The following is a 20346-nucleotide window of genomic DNA, read 5'->3' on the forward strand; positions in this document are numbered from 1 at the left end:
GGCGGCACCGGCGAATTCGCCCCACCTCGGTCATAGTCGTACGGTGAAACTTTGGCGGGCACGTCGTACAGCATCGAGGTCGTCATGAAGATTTCCCCGCGCCGGGCGGCGGGCGCCGTCGCCGCCGCGCTCGCCTGCGCCCTGCTGCCGCCGACCGCGGCGCAGGCCGTGGTCGGCGGTGTCCCGGTCAGCGCCGCCGACTATCCGTGGCTCGCGGCCATCGGCACGCCCGCCTACGCGACGAGGCCGGGCGGCCAGTTCTGCGCCGGCGCCCTGATCGCCCCGGACCGGGTGCTCACGGCCGCACACTGCGGAGCAATCGCCCGCACGCTGCCGGGAACGACGGTGACCTTCGGCCGCACCGATGTCGCCGGGCACGGCGGGGTCACCGTCGGAATCGCCGATGTCCGGATCGACCCGGGTTTCCGGGTCTCGCTGTTCGGCACGGATCTGAGCTATCACCATGATGTCGCCGTCCTGGTGCTCAGCGCACCGGTCGCCCTGCCGGCCGTGGCCGTGGTGGCGCCACAGGGAGATACGGTGACGGTGGTCGGCTGGGGCGCCACCTCCGAGGACGACCAGTCCAACAGCGTGCTGCGGTCGGCGACGCTGCCGCTGGTGTCCGATACGGCCTGCGCGGTCGCCTACGGTGCCGAATTCGATCCGGGCGAGGCGCTGTGCGCGGGCTCTCCCGCCGCCGACACCGGTGAATTCGACAGCGGCGCACCGCTGTTGGTCGACGGCATGGTCGCCGGCGTCACCTCGTGGGGTAAAGGTTCGGCCGAACCCGGATTTCCCGGTGTGTACGCGCGGGTGCCCGCCCTCGACTTCTGATCACCGCGCGCGGACCGGCTGGGCCGGCGCGACCGGGCGAAACGAATCCGGATCGGCCGCCTCCCAGTCGGCACGCCAGCTCGCCGGCGGATGGACGAGCAGCTCCCCGGGCGCCAGCCATTCGTAGAGTTCGGCGTACGACCGGATCTCGTTGGGCGCCACCTTTTTCCGCAGCATATGGGTATCGAGTCCGGCGGGGTCGTGCACGCCCATCGAGGCCATCATCTGCATCGCCTGGCGTACCGTGGCCTCCTGATACCGCCGCACCCGCTCGGCCTTGTCGGCGACGTCGAGGGCGCGGGCACGCCGCGGATCCTGAGTGGCGACGCCGACCGGGCACTGATTGGTGTGGCAGCGCTGGGATTGGATGCATCCGACCGCCATCATCATCGCCCGGGCGGCATTGGTGAAGTCCGCGCCCTGCACCAATCTCTTGACGATATCCGTGCCGGTAGCCACCTTTCCGCTGGCGCCCAGCCGGATCCGGTCCCGCAGACCGGTTCCGACGAGCGCGTTGTGCACGGTCATCAGACCATCGGTCAGCGGCAGCCCGACGTGGTCCTCGTATTCCAGCGGCGCTGCCGCCGTACCGCCCTCGGCACCGTCGACGACGATGAAATCGGGTGCGGTCCCCTCGGCGATCATCGCCTTGCAGATCGCGAGGATATCCGTGCGCGAACCGACGCACAGCTTGAACCCGATCGGCTTACCGCCGGACAATTCACGCAGGCGGACGATGAAGCGAATCAATTCGCGCGGGGTGTGGAATTCCGCATGTGCGGGCGGGCTGACGCATTTCTCGTGTGCCGGCACCCCGCGATAGCGGGCGATTTCCTCGCTCACCTTCGCGGCCGGCAGGACCCCGCCGAGTCCGGGCTTCGCGCCCTGACTCAATTTCACCGAGATCGCCTTCACCTGTTCGTAGCCGGCCTTCTCGGCGAATTGGTCCGGATCGAAGCGGCCGTCGCGGGTGCGGGTGCCGAAGTACGCCGTTCCGATCTCCCACACCAGATCCGCGCCACCCTCCAGATGAAACGGTGTCAGCCCGCCCTCACCGGTGTCGTGGGCGAAGCCACCGCGAGCGGCGCCGATGTTCAACGCCCGCAGCGCATTCCCCGACAGGGCGCCGAAACTCATCGCCGAGACGTTCAGCAGCGACATGGCATAGGGCTGCCGGCAGTCCGGGCCGCCGATCAGCACACGCGGCGGCTGATCCGGCTCAGGGAGCGCCGCCACCGAGTGGACGAGGAATTCGTAGCCGACCGCTTCGATATCGCGCTCGGTGCCGTAGGACAGTTCGCCGTGAATTCCCTTGGCGCGCTCGTAGATCATCGTCCGCACGTCACGGTCGAAGGGGCGGCCGTCGAAATTCCGCTCGACGAAATACTGCTGTAGTTCGGGCCGGACACTTTCGAGCAGGTAGCGCATATGCCCCAGTAAGGGATAGTTGCGCAGGATCGAATGCCGGCGCTGCACCAGATCGTAGCCGCCGACGAGAACGAGCAATCCCGCTGCGACGGCGAGTATCCACCAGGCCCACGAGCCGATCGCCGCGATCACGCCCAGGACGACCACCGCCACCGTGAGCAGACCGAAGAGGAAGAATCGCGTCATGGCCCCACCGCCACCTTTCGCACGTTCATATCGAGGGCATACCCGCTCGGCGGCGGTTACTTTCGGCGACGCACGGGTTCACAGCATCCGGGTGCGCAGATCGCCCCGTTGCGGGTGCAACCGTACCCGGGCACCGCGCCCAGACGCCGTGGTTCGTTCCCCTCGAGATGTTCGCCGACCAGTTCGGCCACCATCCGGGCGAAGCGCGGATCCGGGCCGGGGGTGGCGGCGCGGGCGAAGGCCATACGGAGTTCGGCGGCCTTCTCGGCGGCCTCGTTGTCCAGGTCCCAGACGACCTCGAGGTGGTCGGAGACGAAGCCGACCGGGCACACCACGACGGCCTCGACACCGTTGCCGGACAGCGCTTCCAGATGGTCGACGATGTCGGGCTCGAGCCACGGCACCTGCGGCGGTCCGGACCGCGACTGCCACACTACGTCGAAGTCGTCGAAACCCGTTGCCGCGGCGCACAATCGGGCCGCTTCGGCGACCTGGCGGCGGTAGAGGTGACCACCGTCGGCAGGCGGTCCGGCCGCAGCATCGGCGGCGACCGGGATCGAATGGGCAGTGAACACCAGCCGGGCCCCATCGCGCACGTCGGCCGGCAGGTCCCGCACCGCGGCGCGCACGGCGTCGGCGAAGGAGTCGATCAGCAGCGGATGATCGAAGTACTGCCGCAGTTTGGTCAGTTCCGGCGCCCCGTCGACGGCCGCGCGGGCACGCGCGATGTCCTCGTCGTACTGACGGCAACCGGAATATCCGCCCCACGCCGAAGTCGGGAACACCAGGGCGTGGCCGATGCCGTCGGCGCGCATGGTCGCGACGGTCTGCTCGACCATCGGATGCCAGTTGCGATTACCGAAGTACACCGGCAGATCCACCGCGCGCGCGGCGAATTCGGCCTCGATCGCGGCGATCAGATCGCGGTTGAGCGCATTGATCGGCGAGACGCCACCGAAGTGCAGGTAGTGCTGGGCCACCTCGTCGAGGCGTTCCCGCGGTACGCCCCGGCCCCGGGTGACGTTCTCCAGGAACGGCATCACGTCCTCGGGGCGTTCGGGACCGCCGAAGGACAGCAGGAGCAGTGCGTCGACGGTCCCGGTCACGGCTGATTACCTCCAGGCTCTCAGTTGGCCGACCAGTTCTCCGGGAACCAGGTGTTGTGGCTGGCGCCGCCGTCGACGTAGATGATCGAACCGGTGGTGCCGGGCAGCCAGTCCGAGAGCAGGGTGACGATCGACTTGGCGACCACGGTCGGGTCGTCGACATCCCAGCCGATCGGCGAGGCGCCGTCCCAGTAGGTGTTGAGCATGTTCAGCTGCTTGGCATCGTCGGTGGCCGTGCCCGCGATCGCCTTGGCGGCGAGGGTCTTGATCGGGCCCGCGGCGACCAGGTTGGAGCGAACTCGCTTGGCCTGGCCCACCTCTCGCGCCACATAGCGGTTCACCGACTCGAGCGCGGCCTTGGCCACACCCATCCAGTTGTAGTACGGCATCGCGGTGCGCGGGTCGAAGTCCATGCCCACGATCGAGCCACCCTCGTTCATCGCGGGCAGCACCGCGCGCGCCAGCGAGGCGTAGCTCCACGCGGAGATCTCGAAGGCCTTGGCGGCATCGGCGCCCGGGCCGTCGAGGAACGGCAGCGCGTCGGGGCCCATCAGGGTGCGCGGGGCGAAGGCGATGGAGTGCAGCACGCCGTCGATGCCTTCGGGCGCGAGTTCGCGCACCTTGTCGGCGAGACCGGCGAGATCGTCCTCGTTGGTGACGTCGAGGCCGATCGCGGGCGCGATTTCCTGGGGCAGGCGCTTGGCGATGCGGTCGATCAGGCGCAGCCGCTCGGGGATACCGGTGATGATCACCTTCGCGCCCTGCTCCTGGGCCACCTTGGCGGCGTGGAAGGCGATCGACGAATCGGTGATGATCCCGGTGATCAGGACGGTTTTACCGTCCAGGATTCCGCTCATGAGTGGTGAATTCTCCTCGGGGAAACTCGGATGGGAAGTCGACAGGCTCAGGGCCGCTGGCTCAGTGGCCCATGCCCATGCCGCCGTCGACCGGCAGGATCGCACCGCTGATGTAGGAGGCGTCGTCGGAGGCCAGGAAGCTGATCGCCGCCGCGACTTCCTCGGGCTGGCCGATGCGGCCCGCGGGAATGACCTTCAGTGCCATCTCGCGCATGTCCTCGGTCATCTCTTCCCGAGTCATATCGGTGTCGATGAAACCGGGCGCCACCACATTCGCGGTGATGTTGCGTGAGCCGATCTCGCGGGTGATCGCGCGCGCCATGCCGACCAGACCGGCCTTGGCCGCCGCATAGTTCACCTGGCCGGGACCACCCATCTGGCCCACGACCGAGCCCAGGAAGATGATGCGGCCGAAGCGGGCCCGCAGCATCGCCCGGTTGGCGCGCTTGGCGCAGCGCCACGCGCCGGTCAGGTTGGCATCGATGACCCGGGTGAACTGCTCCTCACTCATCCGCATGAGCAGGGTGTTGTCCACGATGCCGGCGTTGGCCACCAGCACCTCGACCGCGCCCTGCTTGGCCTCGATCTCGCTGAAGGCCGCATCGATCGAATCCGTATCCGTCACATCGCATTTCACGCCCAGAAGACCTTCCGGCGCGCCCGATCCACGATGGGTGACGGCAACCTTGTGCCCGTCGGCGGCCAGCCGCTGGGCCACCGCGAGACCGATACCGCGGTTGCCACCGGTCACCAGGACCGATCGGGAAGTGAAGTTCGACATGAATGTCAACCTATCTGTTCGAGTTCGACTGTCGTGGCCGGGTTGCGCGGTACCCGTTATGGCAGGCGTTGACGATAGACCAGACCGCTCACCACACCCGCAGCGGTCAGCAGCAGACCCAGCAGCAGCCACGGCCGGCTGGCGTCACCCATCTGCATCTCGTAGCCGATCTGCTTGTCCAGGGTGTCGTAGACGGCACTGAGTTCTTCCAGCGTGGAGGCGGTGTAGAAGTCTCCGCCGGAGATCTTGGCGATCTCGCGCAAGGAGTCGTCGTCGACCGGTACCCGGACGCGCTGGGAGCCCTTACCGTCCTGATCCGGGATCTCGACCGAACCCCAGGTGGTGCCGAAGGAGATGGTCGAGACCGGGACGCCCTTCTGCTTGGCGACCCGCGCGGCGACGAAGCCGTGGCGGGGGTTGTCGACGTCCTTGTCGTCGGGCACGGTCTGCTTGCCGTCGGACATCAGCACGATCCGCGCCGGGGGCGGCGTCTGCGCCCCGCCCAGGACCGAGGCGAGCGTATCGATGGCCTGCAGAGCGCTGAAGATGCCCTCACCGGTGGCGGTCCGTTCGGCAAGCTTCATATTGTTGATCGCCGCCTTCATCGCTTCCCGGTTGGTGGTCGGTGAGACCTGAACCGATGCGGTACCCGCGAAGGTCACCAACCCCAGGTTGATACCCGGGGTGAGGCCGTCGACGAAATCGGTCGCGGCCTTCTTCGCGACCTGAATCCGTGACGGCGGCACATCGGTGGCCTCCATCGACAACGACACGTCGATCACCAGCATGACCGTGGCCCGGTTGCGCGGCACCTTCTTGGCCGCCTGTGGACCCGCCGCGGCGACCGTCAGCAGAGCCAGGCCCACCAGCATCAGCGCCACCGGCGCGTGCCGCCAGTTGCTGGGACGCTTGGGCGCTACGCGTTCGAGGGTCTCCATGTTGGAGAACCGCAGCATATGCCGTTTGCGACGCCGCTGGACCAGTACGTAGAGCAGCGCGATCGCGACGACGACGATGAGGAACGCCAGCCAGATAGCGGACGTGAAATGCGAAATACTCACTGTCGGGGCACCCGCCCGGTCGGGGCGCCGAAGGTGTGACGCCGAGTGGACACGAAACGGACCACGTCGGCGATCCAGTCACGATCGGTGCGCAGCGTCATCACCGGCGCCCCGCAACTGCGCAGGGCCGCCTCGACCTGTTCGCGATGCTGCTGGGCAGCACGTCCGAAATCGGCGCGCAGGGTGGGAGTGACGGTGAATTCGCGGGTGCGTCCGGTTTCGGGATCGTGGAGCACCACGTCACCGACGTCGGGCAGATCCAGATCCAGCGGATCGAGGATCTCCACACCGAGCAGATCGTGACGGCCGGAGATCGCGCGCAGCGAACGCTGCCAGTCGATCTCGCCGAGGAAGTCCGAAATGACAACGGCCAGACCGCGTTTGCGCTGCGGCCGGCGCAGCGACTCGATGGCGCCGCGCAGATCGCCGCGCACGCCGTCGCTCGCATGGGGTGTGGTGGCGATGCTGCGCAGCAGCGACTGGGCGTGCACCCGGCCGGTGCGGGCCGGAATCCGGTACAGCCGTTCGCCGTTGGCGACGACCGCGCCGATCCGGTTACCACCGCCGCTGGTCAGATGCGTCACCGCGGCAGCCGCCGCGACCACCAGATCGCGCTTCTGGCACAGCGCGGTGCCGAAGTCCAGACTGGCCGACAGGTCGACCACCAGCCAGGTCTCGAGCTCCCGGTCGGCGATCATCTGCCGCACGTGGGGATGGGTGGTGCGCGCGGTGACCGACCAATCCATCTGGCGCACATCGTCACCCGGCTGATACATCCGCGCGTCCCCGGGCTCGGACCCGGGGCCCGGGATCAGCCCGAGATGATCGCCGTGCAGTACGCCGTCGAGCCGGCGGCGAACTGTCAGCTCGAGAGTTTTCAGCGCCGCCGACAATCGCGGATCACGCAGATCTCCGGATCGGAACGACGGCGGTGCACTGTCGTGGTGAGCGGGGACGTGAGCTGAGTTCGTCACTGGCGCAACCGAATCCGATGCCCCGCTCACTGGCGCTGCGGCTGCCCGGCGCCCTGACCGTTCTGCGGCTGACCGGCCGGATGCGGGGCGATAGGCTGCGGCGCGGCAGCCTGCGGGCCCGGTGCCGGCATCGGCGCCGGACCGCCGGGCGCGTTGGCCTGGGTGGCGACCTGCGGCAGGCCGACGGTCTGCAGCACCCGGCGGATCACATCGTCGGGGCTGACCTCGTCGGCGAGCGCGTCGTAGGACAGCACGAGGCGGTGGCGCAGCACATCCGGAACGACCTCGACCACATCCTGCGGCACCACGTAATCGCGGCCCCGGATCAGCGCGACCGCACGGGCGGCGGCGATGATGCCGAGGCTGGCACGCGGCGAGGCACCGTAGGCGATCCAGCCCGCGACGTCCCCGAGTCCGAATTCGGCCGGTTTGCGGGTCGCGGCGATGACGCGCACGACGTAGTCGACCAGGGCGTGGTGGACGAAGGTGTTGGCGGCCAGCTTCTGCAGCCGGATCAGTTCGGCCGGCTCCAGGATCTGCTTGGGCTCCGGCGGGGTCACACCCATCCGGTAGATGATCTCGCGCTCCTCCTCGACCGTCGGATAGTCGACGACGACCTTGAACAGGAAGCGGTCGCGCTGCGCCTCGGGCAGCGGGTACACACCCTCGCTCTCGATCGGGTTCTGGGTCGCCATGACCAGGAACGGATCGGGCATGGGGTAGGTCTTGCCGCCGATCGACACGTGCCGTTCGGCCATGACCTCGAGCAGCGCCGACTGCACCTTCGCGGGCGCGCGGTTGATCTCGTCGGCGAGGACGAAGTTGGCGACGACCGGACCCAGTTCGGTGTCGAACTCCTCGCGGCCCTGCCGGTAGATGCGGGTACCGATGAGATCGGTGGGTACCAGGTCGGGGGTGAACTGCACGCGCGAGAAGCTGCCGCCGACCACCTTCGCGAAGGTCTCCACCGCCAGCGTCTTGGCGATACCGGGCACACCCTCGAGCAGCACATGCCCGCGAGCCAGAACGCCGACGAGCAGCCGCTCGACCAACCGGTCCTGACCGACGATGACCCGTTTGACTTCGTAGATCGCCTTCTCCAGGGTCGCGACGTCGCGCTCCAAAGTGCCCGAGGCAGCCTCCGCCTGCTTCACCGCACTCCCAGCGCTCACATCGTCCGTCGAAGTCACCAAACTCCCCGCTTTCGCTTCGGTCTCCATGCGTGCCGCCCCAACTATTCCAGGTATCGAGCAAGATTGCCGCAACTGGGCTCGCACAATGTCGCGGGCCAGGCCTCCCGGGCGGATCGGAAGGCGTTCGACGGTGTCCGGAATGCGCCGATTCCGAATTCCCGTGTCGCAGCCGGTCACCGCGGCGGATCAGCCCACGGCGGCCAGATATTCGGCGTAGAACAGGGCCAGCCCGACCGCGGCCGCGATCCCCGCGAGCAGCCAGAATCTGATGATCACCGTGGTTTCGGGCCAGCCGCCGAGTTCGAAATGGTGATGGAACGGCGCCATCTTGAACAACCGGTTGCGAGTGGTGCGGAAAACCGCGATCTGCAACGCCACGGACAGAATTTCGGCGAAGAACAACGCGCCCACGACGACCATCAGCAATTCGGTGCGGGTGGTGATCGAGATTCCGGCCAGCAGCCCGCCCAGGGCCAGCGACCCGGTATCGCCCATGAAGATCTTGGCCGGATTGGCATTCCACCACAGGAATCCGATGCAGGCCGCGCCACCGGCCGCGCAGACCACGGCCAGATCCAGCGGGTCACGCACGCTGTAGCAGCCCGGAAGCACGTGGGCGGTACAGGAATTGGTGTACTGCCAGAACGTCACGATGACGTAGGCGCCCAGCGCGAAACCCATAGATCCCGCGGCCAGCCCGTCCAGCCCGTCGGTGATGTTCACCGCGTTCGACCAGGCGACGACCACAAAGCACACCGCCAGCAGGAAGATCACCAGCGGAAAGGCCACCGTGGGCCAGTCCCGCACGTACGACACCTGCCGGCTGGCCGGGGTGAGCCCGGTACTGCCCGGAAAGCGCAGCGCGAGGATCCCGAACACCACGGCAGCGCCGATCTGTCCGATGTACTTGCCCGTCGCGGTCAGGCCCAGATTGCGGTGCTTGCGGATCTTGATGAAATCGTCGAGGAACCCGACGAACCCCAGCGCGGTGGCCAGGCCGAGCACCAGCAGCCCGGAGGCCGAGGGCCCGTCGGCGTCGTAGCGCAGGCCGATCAGGTGCGAGCCCAGATAACCGGCCCACAGCCCGGCCACGATGGCGATGCCCCCCATGGTGGGAGTGCCACGTTTGGCCTGATGACTCTGCGGGCCCTCGACGCGGATCTGCTGGCCGAGATTCCGCCGTGCGAACAACCTGATCAGCAACGGCGTCACGGTGATCGAGACCGCGAGTGCGATCGCCGCCGAGAACAGGATCTGCCTCATCAATACCTCAACTACTACCGAACTCTCGGCTCGTGCCGAACGGACCGGCACGATGTGTGCCGATTCGCATGGTAGCCAAGATCATTCGGAGGTGCGTCAGGTGATCAGGCGAACGGCGTACGGCATGATGCCGCCCTCGCGCACCGGCGAAATCTTCACGATGTCACCGGATTCGGGCGCCTCGATCATCTTGCCGTCGCCCAGGTACAGCGCGACGTGCTCACTGCCGTTGGCGCCCCAGAACAACATGTCCCCGCGCTCGCGCTGAGCGACCTTGACCCGGGTGCCCATCGTGTACTGGTAGCCGCTGTAGTGCGGCAGGGAGATGCCGACACCGGCGAACGCGTAGATCATCAGGCCCGAGCAGTCGAAGCCCACCTTGTTGTAGTCGCCGTAGGAATCGGCCACACCGCCGTCGTGTATGCCCTTGGTGGGGCCGTCCTCGTCGCCGCCGCCCCAGGCGTAGGTCACACCCAGTTGCGACATCGCACGGTCGACGACCGTCTCGATCAGTTCGGAGCGGCTGCCGCTGGGCCGGCTCGGGGTCGACATCGATCGGCGCGGCGGCGGTGCGTTGTCCAGCTGGGTGTGCGGCCGCTTGCCCGCGCCGAGTTCGGCGGCGCGGTCCCGGGCGGCCTGATCAGCGGCGGCGCGTGCGGCGGCAGCGGTCGCGGCGGCTTGGGCGGCGGCGACTTCGGCCCGGCGCTGACGATCCCAGGCCAGGTAGGCGTCGCGCTGGCCCTGCAGTCCGGTCACGGTGGCCCGGGCCTGGTCGAGTTGCTGCTGGGCCGAATCGCGCTGGGCCATCAGGGCATCGCGCTGCTGCGCCTGCTGGTCGAGAGCGGCCTTGGCGGCGGCGACCGCGGCCTGTGCCTGCTCGCGCTTCCGGTCGGCGGCGGCCGCGGCCGTGTCGGCGGCCTTCTTGGCCTGCCGGGCCGCGGAATCCTTGTTGGCCTGTTCGACCTGTGCGCGGCGCAGGCCGTCGATGGCGGCCTGCTGATTCTTCGACGCCATGCCGAGCAGATCGGCGCGGTCGAGCGCGGAGGCCGGATCGGAGCCGGCGAGATAGTTGACCATCGACGTCGAACCCGGGTGGGTGTAGGCGTCGACGGCGAATTCGTCGAATTTGCCCTGGGCCTGATCGAGCTGCGCCCCGGCGGACTGCAGATCACGCTGGGTGGCGGCGACCGCGGCCGCGGCCGCGTCGGCGGCGTCCCGGGCGTTCTGCAGATCCACCAGCGCCTTGTTCACGGCTTCGCGCTTGCCGGCGACCTCGGTGTCGAGTTGGGCGAGCTGCTGGTCGGCGGTGGCGACCTGATTGATCAGGCCGCTGACTTGGTTCACCCCCGCATCGACCTGCGCACCCGCCGCGGCGATATCGCCGTCACTCGGATTCGGAGGTGGCGGGGGCACCGCGGCCACCAGCGGAGCTGTCACCGCCAGCGCGATCCCACACAAGAGCAACCCCACAGCGACCTTCGCGGCACCCCCGGACCGCCTCGCCGGTATTCGCATCACACCTCCCTGATCCCGCTGCGGCTCCCGGCGAGCACCAGATTCGCCAGGACTGCGCTGGGCGACCGATTGAGGCGTCGCCGCACGAGCACCAACGGTCCATCTGCCCTCGAGGGACGCTGGAGGCCCATGTGACACTTCTTCCCCAAGAGTGCCACCTCGAAACCGTACGACACTTCTTTCACAGAGGAAACATCGGACGACAAATCACAGAGGAGTAATTTCCGGTTTGCTAAAAATTTGCCAACTGTGAATAGGGGTTTCGGGCACGAACCAAACCGGTCATTCAGTTTCGTCCCGCGAATCGCGACGTATCCCTCGAATCGGGCATCACGCCGAGGTGGTGGCTAGTTTCCGGCATCATCCGGCATCGGCTCGCACACGCCGGTGACGGCGGCCGGGGACGCCTACCGGGACGACACCGGCGGATTCGGCGCGGCATCGGCCGCCACTGCGGCCCGCTCGCGTGCCGCGCGCCGGGATTTCAGGTAGTACAGGCCACCGATGGTCAGCACGGTGCCCGCCAGCAGCACCCCGGTGATCGCAGTCCACGACACCTTTTCCGGCGCCTCCAGCCGGTCGACGAAGATCTGCGCTGCCGTCGCGGTGTGCCCGCCCTGATACTTGGCCTTGTCCTCGGCCCACTCCAGCCGCGCGCGATTGATGGAATCGCTGTAGGTGCCGATCCAGTCGTCGCTGAACACCACGACCGTGCCGTGCTCACTCTTGCCGAGGGTGGTCGCCAGGTCGCGCAGATCCGAATCGCGGCCCGGGTTTCCCTTCACGACCACGATGTTGAGCTCGATGCCGTGCGCGCGGGCCTGATCCGCGATCTCGGCGAGCTTGTCCTGGTCCTTGGCGGCCGGCGCGGCTACGTGGTTGTCGGCAAGGTCCAGCACGATGGCGTCGACGTCGGTATCCGGCGGTAGCTCCGCGGCCATAGGGGTGAAAACCGAGGCATACGAGACGGTCATCTTCCATCCGGTCTTGTCGAGCCGCCGACTCCAGCGACGGACGTCCAACACATTCACGTGATCAACACACACCTGGCCGACACACCGGAGGCGACGACTCCGACGGGGCCTTCGAGCACAGTACGCGACGGGGGCATCATGGATGGCGGCACGCCGCGCCGTACGTGCCCCGCACGCTTCATAGGACAAGCGTACTGTTAGAGTTCGGAAGTACGAGGCGCGCAGCCCGAAACGCGTCCTCGACGACAGCCGCCGGCGCAGCCCCGCCGGTGGCAAGCCACGGGGCCCGCACGCGCCCCGATCGGAACACCGACGAGTGGAGCTGAACGTATGACAAGTATCGATACATTCGGCGCCAAGGGCACCCTCGAGGTCGGAAGCAACTCCTACGAGATCTTCCGCCTCTCGGCCGTGCCCGGCACCGAGAAGCTGCCCTACGCCCTGAAGGTCCTGGCGGAGAACCTGCTCCGCACCGAGGACGGCGCCAACATCACCGCCGACCACATCCGCGCCATCGCCAACTGGGATCCGTCGGCGGAGCCGAGTATCGAGATCCAGTTCACCCCCGCCCGCGTGATCATGCAGGACTTCACCGGCGTGCCGTGTGTGGTCGACCTGGCCACAATGCGTGAGGCCGTCACCGCCCTCGGCGGCGACCCGAACAAGGTCAATCCCCTCTCTCCCGCCGACATGGTCATCGACCACTCGGTCATCCTCGACGTCTTCGGCCGCGCCGACGCCCTCGAGCGTAACGTCGACCTCGAATACCAGCGCAACGGCGAGCGCTACCAGTTCCTGCGCTGGGGCCAGGGCGCGTTCGACGACTTCAAGGTCGTCCCCCCGGGCACCGGCATCGTGCACCAGGTCAACATCGAATACCTGGCCCCGACCGTCATGACCCGCAACGGCCAGGCCTATCCGGACACCTGCGTCGGCACCGACTCGCATACCACGATGGTCAACGGCCTGGGCGTACTGGGCTGGGGCGTCGGCGGTATCGAGGCCGAGGCCGCGATGCTGGGCCAGCCGGTCTCGATGCTCATTCCGCGGGTCGTCGGCTTCAAGCTCTCCGGTGAGATCCAGCCGGGCGTCACTGCCACCGACGTCGTGCTCACCGTCACCGACATGCTGCGCAAGCACGGTGTGGTCGGCAAGTTCGTCGAGTTCTACGGCGCCGGTGTGGCCGAGGTGCCGCTGGCCAACCGCGCCACCCTGGGCAACATGAGCCCCGAATTCGGCTCCACCGCGGCGATCTTCCCGATCGACGAGGAGACCATCAACTACCTGCGTCTGACCGGCCGCTCCGACGAGCAGCTGGCCTTGGTCGAGGCCTACGCCAAGGAACAGGGCATGTGGCACGACGCCGCGCACGAGCCCGCCTACTCGGAGTATCTCGAGCTCGACCTGAGCACCGTGGTGCCCTCGATCGCCGGTCCGAAGCGCCCGCAGGACCGCATCCTGCTCAGCGAGTCGAAGGCGGCGTTCCGGTCCGACATCACCGACTACGTCACCGGTGACTACACCGCGCTCGACGAGGGTGTCGATGAGACCTTCCCCGCCTCGGATCCGGTCTCGGTGTCGGCCGGCGGCGCCGAGAGCTACACCCCGGCCCACTCGGCGGCCAACGGTGCCGAAGGACGTCCGTCCAAGCCGGTCAAGGTGGTCTCCGAGGACCGCGGCGAGTTCATTCTGGATCACGGCGCGGTCGTGGTCGCGGGTATCACCTCCTGCACCAACACCTCCAACCCGTCGGTCATGATCGGCGCGGCTCTGCTGGCCCGCAACGCGGTCGAGAAGGGCCTGTCCAGCAAGCCGTGGGTCAAGACCAACATGGCCCCGGGTTCGCAGGTCGTCTCCGACTACTACGAGAAGGCCGGTCTGTGGCCCTACCTGGAGAAGCTGGGCTTCTACCTGGGTGGCTACGGCTGCACCACCTGCATCGGCAACACCGGCCCGCTGCCGGAGGAGATCTCCAAGGCCATCAACGACAACGACCTGTCGGTGACCGCGGTGCTGTCAGGCAACCGCAACTTCGAGGGCCGCATCTCCCCCGACGTGAAGATGAACTACCTGGCCTCGCCGCCGCTGGTCATCGCCTACGCGCTCGCGGGCACGATGGACTTCGACTTCGAGAAGGACGCGCTGGGTCAGGACACCGACGGCAAGGACGTGTTCCTGCGCGACATCTGGCCCTCGGCCCAGGAGATCGACGACACCATCAAGTCGGCGATCAGCCAGGACATGTTCCGCAAGTCCTACGCCGACGTCTTCAAGGGCGACGAGCGCTGGCGGAATCTCGACACTCCGTCCGGTGACACCTTCGCCTGGGACGAGAACTCCACCTACGTCCGCAAGGCACCGTACTTCGACGGGATGGAACTCGAGCCGGCCCCGGTCGAGGACATCAAGGGCGCCCGCGTGCTGGCCCTGCTGGGTGATTCGGTCACCACCGACCACATCTCCCCGGCCGGTCCGATCAAGCCGGGCACCCCGGCCGCGCAGTACCTCGACTCGCACGGCGTCCAGCGCAAGGACTACAACTCCCTGGGCTCGCGGCGCGGCAACCACGAGGTCATGATCCGCGGCACTTTCGCCAACATCCGGCTGCGCAACCAGTTGCTCGACGACGTCTCGGGTGGTTACACCCGCGACTTCACCCAGGAGGGCGGCCCGCAGGCGTTCATCTACGACGCCTCGCAGAACTACCAGAAGGCGGGCATTCCGCTGGTCGTGCTGGGCGGTAAGGAGTACGGCTCGGGTTCCTCGCGCGACTGGGCGGCCAAGGGCACTCGTCTGCTGGGCGTCAAGGCCGTCATCACCGAGTCGTTCGAGCGCATCCACCGCTCCAACCTGATCGGCATGGGCGTGATCCCGCTGCAGTTCCCGGCGGGCGAGTCGGCCGCGTCGCTGGGCCTGGACGGCACCGAGGTGTTCGACATCGAGGGCATCACCAAGCTCAACGAGGGCACCACGCCGAAGACCCTGAAGGTCACCGCGACCAAGGAGACCGGCGAGAAGGTCACCTTCGACGCGGTCGTGCGCATCGACACCCCTGGTGAAGCCGACTACTACCGCAACGGCGGCATCCTGCAGTTCGTGCTGCGCAACATGATTCGCGGCTGATATCCGCACCGCGCGGTGCGTCGTGCCGCGCCCGGCGTCCGTTCGGCTCGCCGGGCCGGCACGAATAGCGTTGCGCCGCCGCCGGATCTACGCGTTCATGCTCGTACTGTGAGAACCCCCGCGCCGGATGGCCCCGGCGCGGGGGTCCGCGCATTCCCCGCTGGAGGAGCCCATGCCCAAGGTCAGTGACGATCACCTCGCCGCCCGGCGCAGCCAGATCCTGGACGGGGCGCGCCGGTGTTTCGCCGAATTCGGGTACGAGGGTGCGACCGTCCGCCGCCTGGAAGAGGCGATCGGGCTGTCCCGCGGCGCGATCTTCCATCATTTCCGGGACAAGGACGCCCTGTTTCTGGCATTGGCCCAGGAAGATGCCGAACGGATGGCCGAGGTCGCGGCCAACGAGGGCATCGTGCAGGTGATGCGCGAGATGCTCGACAATCCCGCGCAGTACAACTGGCTGGGCACCCGCCTCGAAATCGCCCGGCGACTGCGCACCGATCCCGAATTCGCCGCCGGCTGGACCCAGCGTTCGGCCGAGCTGACCGCGGCCACCCTGGCCCGCCTGGAACGCCGCAAGGCGGCCGGCGCGCTGCGCGACGACGTCCCCACCGACGTGCTGCTCGGCTATCTCGATCTGGTCCTCGACGGCCTCATCGCCCGCATCGCCTCCGGTCATGTCAACGAAAACCTCACGGCCGTACTCGATCTCGTGGAGGCGTCGGTCCGCCGGCGGGAGTGAACCGGCCGCGACATCCGCCCGTACCGGATTCGCCGTACCATGTGCTGATGATCATGGGGCGGGGACGACACGGATTGTCCGGCGGTGCCATGCGCACCTCATGGCGGCACGCGGCCGGCCTGCTGTCGATCGCTGTGCTGGTCGCGGCGTGCGGCGGTGCCGCCGCACCCCAGGATCCGTATCTCTGGCTCGAAGAGCTCGACAGCCCGCGTGTGCAGGCGTGGGTCGGCGAACAGAACCGCCGGACCCTCGATGTGCTCGAACACGATCCCCGCTACGCCGACAATCTCGCGCAGGCGACGGCGCTGGCGAAGACGCCCGACCGGATCCCGATGCCGCGCTTCCAGGACGGCACCGTCGAGAACTTCTGGCAGGACGGTGACCACAAACGCGGCATCTGGCGCGAGACGACGACCGCCGATTACGAAGCGCCGCAACCGGCCTGGACCACCGTGCTCGACCTCGACGAGCTGTCGCGAGCCGAGGGGAAGAACTGGGTCTGGAGAGGCGCCGACTGCGATCCGGTCACTCGTCGCCGGTGCCTGATCAGTTTGTCCGACGGTGGTGAGGACGCCGTCTCGGTACGCGAATTCGACCGGGGCACACGGCAGTTCGTGCCGGACGGATTCGTGGTGCCGCGGGGCAAAGTGGACCTCACGTTCAGTGACGAGAATACGGTGCTGATCGCGCGGGAATGGCAGCCGGGCGAGAAGACGGCCTCCGGGTACCCGTATGTCGTTCGGCAGTGGCGCCGCGGCCAACCTCTGGACGCCGCAACCGAACTCGCGCGAGGCGACCGGACCGATCAGTTGTCGACCACGCCGGTCGTGCTGGACAACGGCGCCGGTCGGCGGCTCGATCTCGTCGTACGCGGCCGCACCTTCTTCGAACACGACATCGAACTGCTCACCGCGACCGGCCCGGTGCCGACCGCGCTCCCGGCGAAGTCGGACCTCGCGGGCTTCGTCGGCAATCACATCCTGGTGTCACTCCAGCAGGACTGGGCGGTCGGCGCGACCACCTATCCATCCGGCACGCTGGTGTCGGTGGACGCCGACCGGCTGATCACCGACCCGGCCCATCCGCAGGTGACACCGGTCTATGTCCCAGGGCCGTCGGAGAGCCTGAGTGGTGTGCAGACCACACGCGACCACGCGGTGGTCACCTCGCTGAACGACGTGCGCGGTCGCGCCACCGTCTACACGCCGCGTCCGGACGGGAGCTGGTCGCCGGCTCCGGTGCCGTTGCCGGACAACGCGACCGTCGACACCGTCACCGCCGACCCGACGGGCGATCGCGCCTATCTCTCGGTGACCTCGTTCCTCATTCCGACGACACTGTGGAGTGTGGACACCGCCGACGGCACGGCCCGACAGGTGAAAAGCACACCGCCGCAGTTCGATTCGTCCCGCTACGTGGTCGAGCAGCGCAAGGCCACCTCGGCCGACGGCACGGCCGTGCCGTATTTCGTGGTCCACGCCGGCGATATGGCGTTCGACGGCTCGAACCCCACCCTGATGTACGCCTACGGCGGTTTCGGAATGTCGCAGACCCCGTCCTATCAGGGATTGCTCGGCCGGCTCTGGCTCGATCACGGCGGTGTCTTCGTCCTGGCGAACATCCGCGGCGGCGGCGAATTCGGGCCCGCCTGGCACGAGGCCGCACGTACCACCGGCCGGCAGCGGGCGTTCGACGATTTCGCGGCCGTCGGCAAGGATCTGGTGGCCCGCGGCGTGACCAGCGCACGGCGGCTCGGTATCCAGGGTGGCTCCAACGGCGGCCTGCTCATGGGTGTCGAATTCGTCCAACATCCCGAGATGTGGAACGCCGTCGACATCCAGGTACCGTTGCTGGACATGATGCGCTACGAGAAGATCGCCGCGGGCGCCTCCTGGGTCGACGAATACGGCAGCGTCGACGATCCCACCCAGCGGGCGTTTCTCGAATCCATCTCGCCGTACGGGCAATTGCGACGCGGCGCGCACTATCCGGAACCGTTGGTCTGGACTACGACCAAGGATGACCGGGTAGGCCCGCAGAACGCCCGCAAATTCGCGGCGCGGCTGGCCGAATTCGGCGATCCGTATCTGTTCTACGAGGCGGGCGAGGGCGGCCACGGTGCGGGCGCCGATCGCGAGGAGCAGGCCCACACCAGCGCACTCGAGTACACGTATCTGATGCGGCGACTCATGTAACCGCCGCCCGGACGGTGACCGACCCCACGCTCGATCCGGAAATACCGGGAACACGGCACCCGTTGGCCTCGGATATGACCTTCTCTGTGCCCGTCACCGTCCGCGGTTACGAACTCGACGTCAATGGCCATCTCAACCAGGCCGTGTACCACCAGTATGCCGAGCACGCCCGATGGGAGGCGCTGCGCGCGGCCGGTCTGGTCCCGGACAAGATGCGGCTGTCCGGACTCGGCCCGGTGGTCCTGGAATCCACCGTCAAGTATCGGCGAGAGCTGCATCTGGGCGACGAGATCACCGTGACCTCCGAATGCCGCTGGGGAGAAGGCAAGGTGTTCTGGATAGACCAGCAGATCCGCAAACTGGACGGGACCGTCTCCGCGGAATTCTCCGTCGTCCTCGGGCTGATGGATCTGGACACGCGCAAACTCGTGCCGAACCCGAGTAAACGCTTCCTCGAGCTTGCCGAATCCCCCGGCGTGCTCGGCCTGTGACCCGTTGACAGCTCAACCGAATAGCTTTCGGCGATAGTGTTTTCCGCGCCCCGGCCGGGGCACCGGGTTTGCACCGGAAATCTTTCGTTGCGAACCGGCCCGGCACCGTGGCGGGCTATGATCCAGTTCACGCTCGACTTCCGGGGCAAATTGCGAGCAGATCGGAGTCCGGCCCATGAACGATGCCCGCCGCCAGGTACCCGAACGCACCCGGCCGCGCCCGCACCCCCGCCACCCGGCGCTACCGCTGTCCGGCCGCCTGGTCGCCGAATCTCGCGACACCATCAGCGTCCGCGTCGCCGAGGGAATCTGGACTCTCGACCGCGACGACGTCCTCCAGCTGCGCGACGGATCCCCGGAGGCCGCCACCGGCGCCGCGGAACGCCCCGTGCTCGTCTGGATACGGCCCGGCGCCACAGCCGATTTCACGCAGCGGCGCCGCATTCAGCTCACCGAACGTCCGCTGACGTTACCGCCTCGTCCCAGTCCCGCCGTCGGTGACGATCTGCTGGCCCGGCTGACCGACCAGTGGGCCCGGCGGCTCGACGTCGCGCCCGCCCCGGGGGCCGCCGGTGCGACGGTGAGCTACAGCCAGACTCGCAGCGGCGCTGGCAGCGACGACGGCACCGCCTGCGACAGCCTGGACTGAGGGGCCGGTCGATGAGTGCCCGCTCGCCGGGTGCCGTGCTGATCGTCGCGGAGACCGGCGACCTGCACGCCGACGCGATGGCCTCGATGTTGCGGAATATGTACGGGCTCAATCCGATTCGTCTGGATTTGCGCGATTTTCCGCGCGAATGCGGCAGTTTCCGGCTCGACCGCGCCGGCGCCGCTCGCTCGATGTCGCATATCGCCGGCCTCGACGACGTGACCGCCGTCTGGTGGCGCCGCCCCCGGCCCTGCCGGGTCCCCGGTGGTTTCCTGGACGGCGACGACGATTTCCGGCAGGCCGAATGCGACGGGTTCCTGCAGGGCCTGCTCTGGTCGATACCGGCGGTCTGGGTCAACGATCCCGGCGCCGACCGCACCGCCACCCGCAAAATCGTGCAGCTCGACACCGCCCGGCGCAGCGGTTTCGCGATCCCGGAAACGCTGATCACCAACGATCCCGACGAGGCTCGCAGCTTCGTCCATTCCCGCGGCGGGTCGGTGATCTACAAACGGACCGGCACCGGCCGCGCGGAATTCTCCGAAACCCGCATCGTGAGCAGCGAGGATCTCGGCCGCTTCGACACCATCCGCTCGGCGCCGACCACCTTCCAGGACTATGTCGAAGCCGAATGCGATCTGCGGGTCGTGTGGATCGACGGCGTCGAATGGGCGGTGCGGATCGACTCGCAATCCGGTGTGGGATGGGTGGATTCGCGTCTGGACACCTCGGTGGCCTTCACGCCCGAGCGACTGCCCGCCTCGGTGAGCAAGTCGCTGACCACGCTGATGGGCGCGCTCGGACTGGTCTTCGGCGTACTCGACATCAGGCTCGGACTCGACGGCGAGTACTACTTCCTCGAGGTGAATCCGCAGGGGCAGTTCGCCTATCTGGAGATCAAGACGGGGCTGCCGATCTTCGCCAGTCTCGCCCAGTTCCTCGTCCACGGTGAGGCGATGGTCTCCGGCTGAGCCGGT

At 67.7% G+C, this 20346-nt stretch carries 17 protein-coding genes; 7 read left to right on the top strand and 10 right to left on the bottom strand.

Going from position 1 to position 20346, the window contains the following annotated elements:
- The first annotated feature begins 51 nt into the window (after nt 1-51).
- Entirely contained in the window at nt 52-834 is a 783-nt protein-coding gene (locus C5E41_RS08655) for a S1 family peptidase (RefSeq protein WP_258080841.1), read from the top strand.
- Here the strand turns inward: C5E41_RS08655 and C5E41_RS08660 are convergent, their stop codons facing one another.
- The 10 genes from C5E41_RS08660 to C5E41_RS08705 form a co-directional block, all read right to left on the bottom strand.
- Nucleotides 835-2448 (bottom strand): FMN-binding glutamate synthase family protein, encoded by a 1614-nt coding sequence (locus tag C5E41_RS08660; RefSeq protein ID WP_104375301.1) that lies wholly within the window; start codon nt 2446-2448, stop codon nt 835-837.
- Between the two features lie 56 nt (nt 2449-2504).
- Entirely contained in the window at nt 2505-3554 is a 1050-nt protein-coding gene (locus C5E41_RS08665) for a ferrochelatase (RefSeq protein ID WP_104375302.1), read from the bottom strand.
- 20 nt (nt 3555-3574) lie between these two features.
- Complete coding sequence (gene inhA / locus C5E41_RS08670; RefSeq protein ID WP_104375303.1) at nt 3575-4411, bottom strand: NADH-dependent enoyl-ACP reductase InhA; 837 nt, start codon at nt 4409-4411, stop codon at nt 3575-3577.
- Between the two features lie 61 nt (nt 4412-4472).
- A complete protein-coding gene (gene fabG1 / locus C5E41_RS08675; protein ID WP_104375304.1) occupies nt 4473-5192 on the bottom strand; it encodes a 3-oxoacyl-ACP reductase FabG1 in 720 nt (239 codons plus the stop codon).
- A gap of 56 nt (nt 5193-5248) precedes the next feature.
- Nucleotides 5249-6253, bottom strand: a complete 1005-nt coding sequence (locus C5E41_RS08680) for a VWA domain-containing protein (RefSeq protein ID WP_030514530.1) — start codon at nt 6251-6253, stop codon at nt 5249-5251.
- Nucleotides 6250-7227 (bottom strand): DUF58 domain-containing protein, encoded by a 978-nt coding sequence (locus C5E41_RS08685; protein WP_063015014.1) that lies wholly within the window; start codon nt 7225-7227, stop codon nt 6250-6252. Before C5E41_RS08685 ends, C5E41_RS08680 begins: the two co-directional genes overlap by 4 nt.
- Nucleotides 7228-7253: 26 nt before the next feature.
- Nucleotides 7254-8417, bottom strand: coding sequence for a chaperone MoxR1 (gene moxR1, locus C5E41_RS08690; RefSeq protein WP_439956365.1), 1164 nt, complete (start codon nt 8415-8417; stop codon nt 7254-7256).
- 189 nt (nt 8418-8606) lie between these two features.
- On the bottom strand, nt 8607-9683 hold the full coding sequence (gene mraY / locus C5E41_RS08695) for a phospho-N-acetylmuramoyl-pentapeptide-transferase (RefSeq protein ID WP_104375305.1): 1077 nt from the start codon (nt 9681-9683) through the stop codon (nt 8607-8609).
- Between the two features lie 96 nt (nt 9684-9779).
- Nucleotides 9780-11198 carry an NlpC/P60 family protein gene (locus tag C5E41_RS08700; protein WP_104375306.1) on the bottom strand — a complete coding sequence of 473 codons (1419 nt, stop codon included), beginning with the start codon at nt 11196-11198 and terminating at the stop codon, nt 9780-9782.
- A 407-nt stretch (nt 11199-11605) separates the two neighbouring features.
- The gene (locus C5E41_RS08705; protein ID WP_258080842.1) at nt 11606-12223 is read right to left on the bottom strand and encodes an Rv1476 family membrane protein; all 618 of its coding nucleotides are present in this window, start codon (nt 12221-12223) and stop codon (nt 11606-11608) included.
- 279 nt (nt 12224-12502) lie between these two features.
- On the opposite strand from C5E41_RS08705, the gene acnA reads away from it, so the two are divergent.
- From acnA to C5E41_RS08735, 6 genes are all read left to right on the top strand, one after another.
- On the top strand, nt 12503-15295 hold the full coding sequence (acnA, locus tag C5E41_RS08710; protein WP_104375307.1) for an aconitate hydratase AcnA: 2793 nt from the start codon (nt 12503-12505) through the stop codon (nt 15293-15295).
- Nucleotides 15296-15467: 172 nt separating this feature from the next.
- Entirely contained in the window at nt 15468-16034 is a 567-nt protein-coding gene (locus tag C5E41_RS08715) for a TetR/AcrR family transcriptional regulator (RefSeq protein WP_030514537.1), read from the top strand.
- Nucleotides 16035-16081: 47 nt separating this feature from the next.
- Complete coding sequence (locus C5E41_RS08720) at nt 16082-18229, top strand: prolyl oligopeptidase family serine peptidase (RefSeq protein ID WP_258080843.1); 2148 nt, start codon at nt 16082-16084, stop codon at nt 18227-18229.
- 86 nt (nt 18230-18315) lie between these two features.
- The gene (locus C5E41_RS08725; RefSeq protein WP_258080844.1) at nt 18316-18720 is read left to right on the top strand and encodes an acyl-CoA thioesterase; all 405 of its coding nucleotides are present in this window, start codon (nt 18316-18318) and stop codon (nt 18718-18720) included.
- Nucleotides 18721-18895: 175 nt separating this feature from the next.
- Nucleotides 18896-19369: a hypothetical protein gene (locus C5E41_RS08730; protein WP_104375309.1), complete on the top strand. Its 474-nt coding sequence runs from the start codon at nt 18896-18898 to the stop codon at nt 19367-19369.
- 11 nt (nt 19370-19380) lie between these two features.
- Nucleotides 19381-20340, top strand: a complete 960-nt coding sequence (locus tag C5E41_RS08735) for a hypothetical protein (RefSeq protein ID WP_104375310.1) — start codon at nt 19381-19383, stop codon at nt 20338-20340.
- Nucleotides 20341-20346 lie beyond the last annotated feature (6 nt).

The organism is Nocardia nova, from assembly GCF_002933465.1.
GTDB lineage: Bacteria > Actinomycetota > Actinomycetes > Mycobacteriales > Mycobacteriaceae > Nocardia > Nocardia nova_B.

Bases quoted from the DNA above. Each gene is read 5' to 3' on its own strand.
- C5E41_RS08660 (WP_104375301.1), bottom strand. From the start codon at position 2,448: ATGACGCGATTCTTCCTCTTCGGTCTGCTCACGGTGGCGGTGGTCGTC.
- fabG1 (WP_104375304.1), bottom strand. From the start codon at position 5,192: ATGTCGAACTTCACTTCCCGATCGGTCCTGGTGACCGGTGGCAACCGC.
- mraY (WP_104375305.1), bottom strand. From the start codon at position 9,683: ATGAGGCAGATCCTGTTCTCGGCGGCGATCGCACTCGCGGTCTCGATC.
- inhA (WP_104375303.1), bottom strand. From the start codon at position 4,411: ATGAGCGGAATCCTGGACGGTAAAACCGTCCTGATCACCGGGATCATC.
- acnA (WP_104375307.1), top strand. From the start codon at position 12,503: ATGACAAGTATCGATACATTCGGCGCCAAGGGCACCCTCGAGGTCGGA.
- C5E41_RS08730 (WP_104375309.1), top strand. From the start codon at position 18,896: ATGAACGATGCCCGCCGCCAGGTACCCGAACGCACCCGGCCGCGCCCG.
- C5E41_RS08700 (WP_104375306.1), bottom strand. From the start codon at position 11,198: ATGCGAATACCGGCGAGGCGGTCCGGGGGTGCCGCGAAGGTCGCTGTG.
- C5E41_RS08720 (WP_258080843.1), top strand. From the start codon at position 16,082: ATGATCATGGGGCGGGGACGACACGGATTGTCCGGCGGTGCCATGCGC.
- C5E41_RS08715 (WP_030514537.1), top strand. From the start codon at position 15,468: ATGCCCAAGGTCAGTGACGATCACCTCGCCGCCCGGCGCAGCCAGATC.
- C5E41_RS08735 (WP_104375310.1), top strand. From the start codon at position 19,381: ATGAGTGCCCGCTCGCCGGGTGCCGTGCTGATCGTCGCGGAGACCGGC.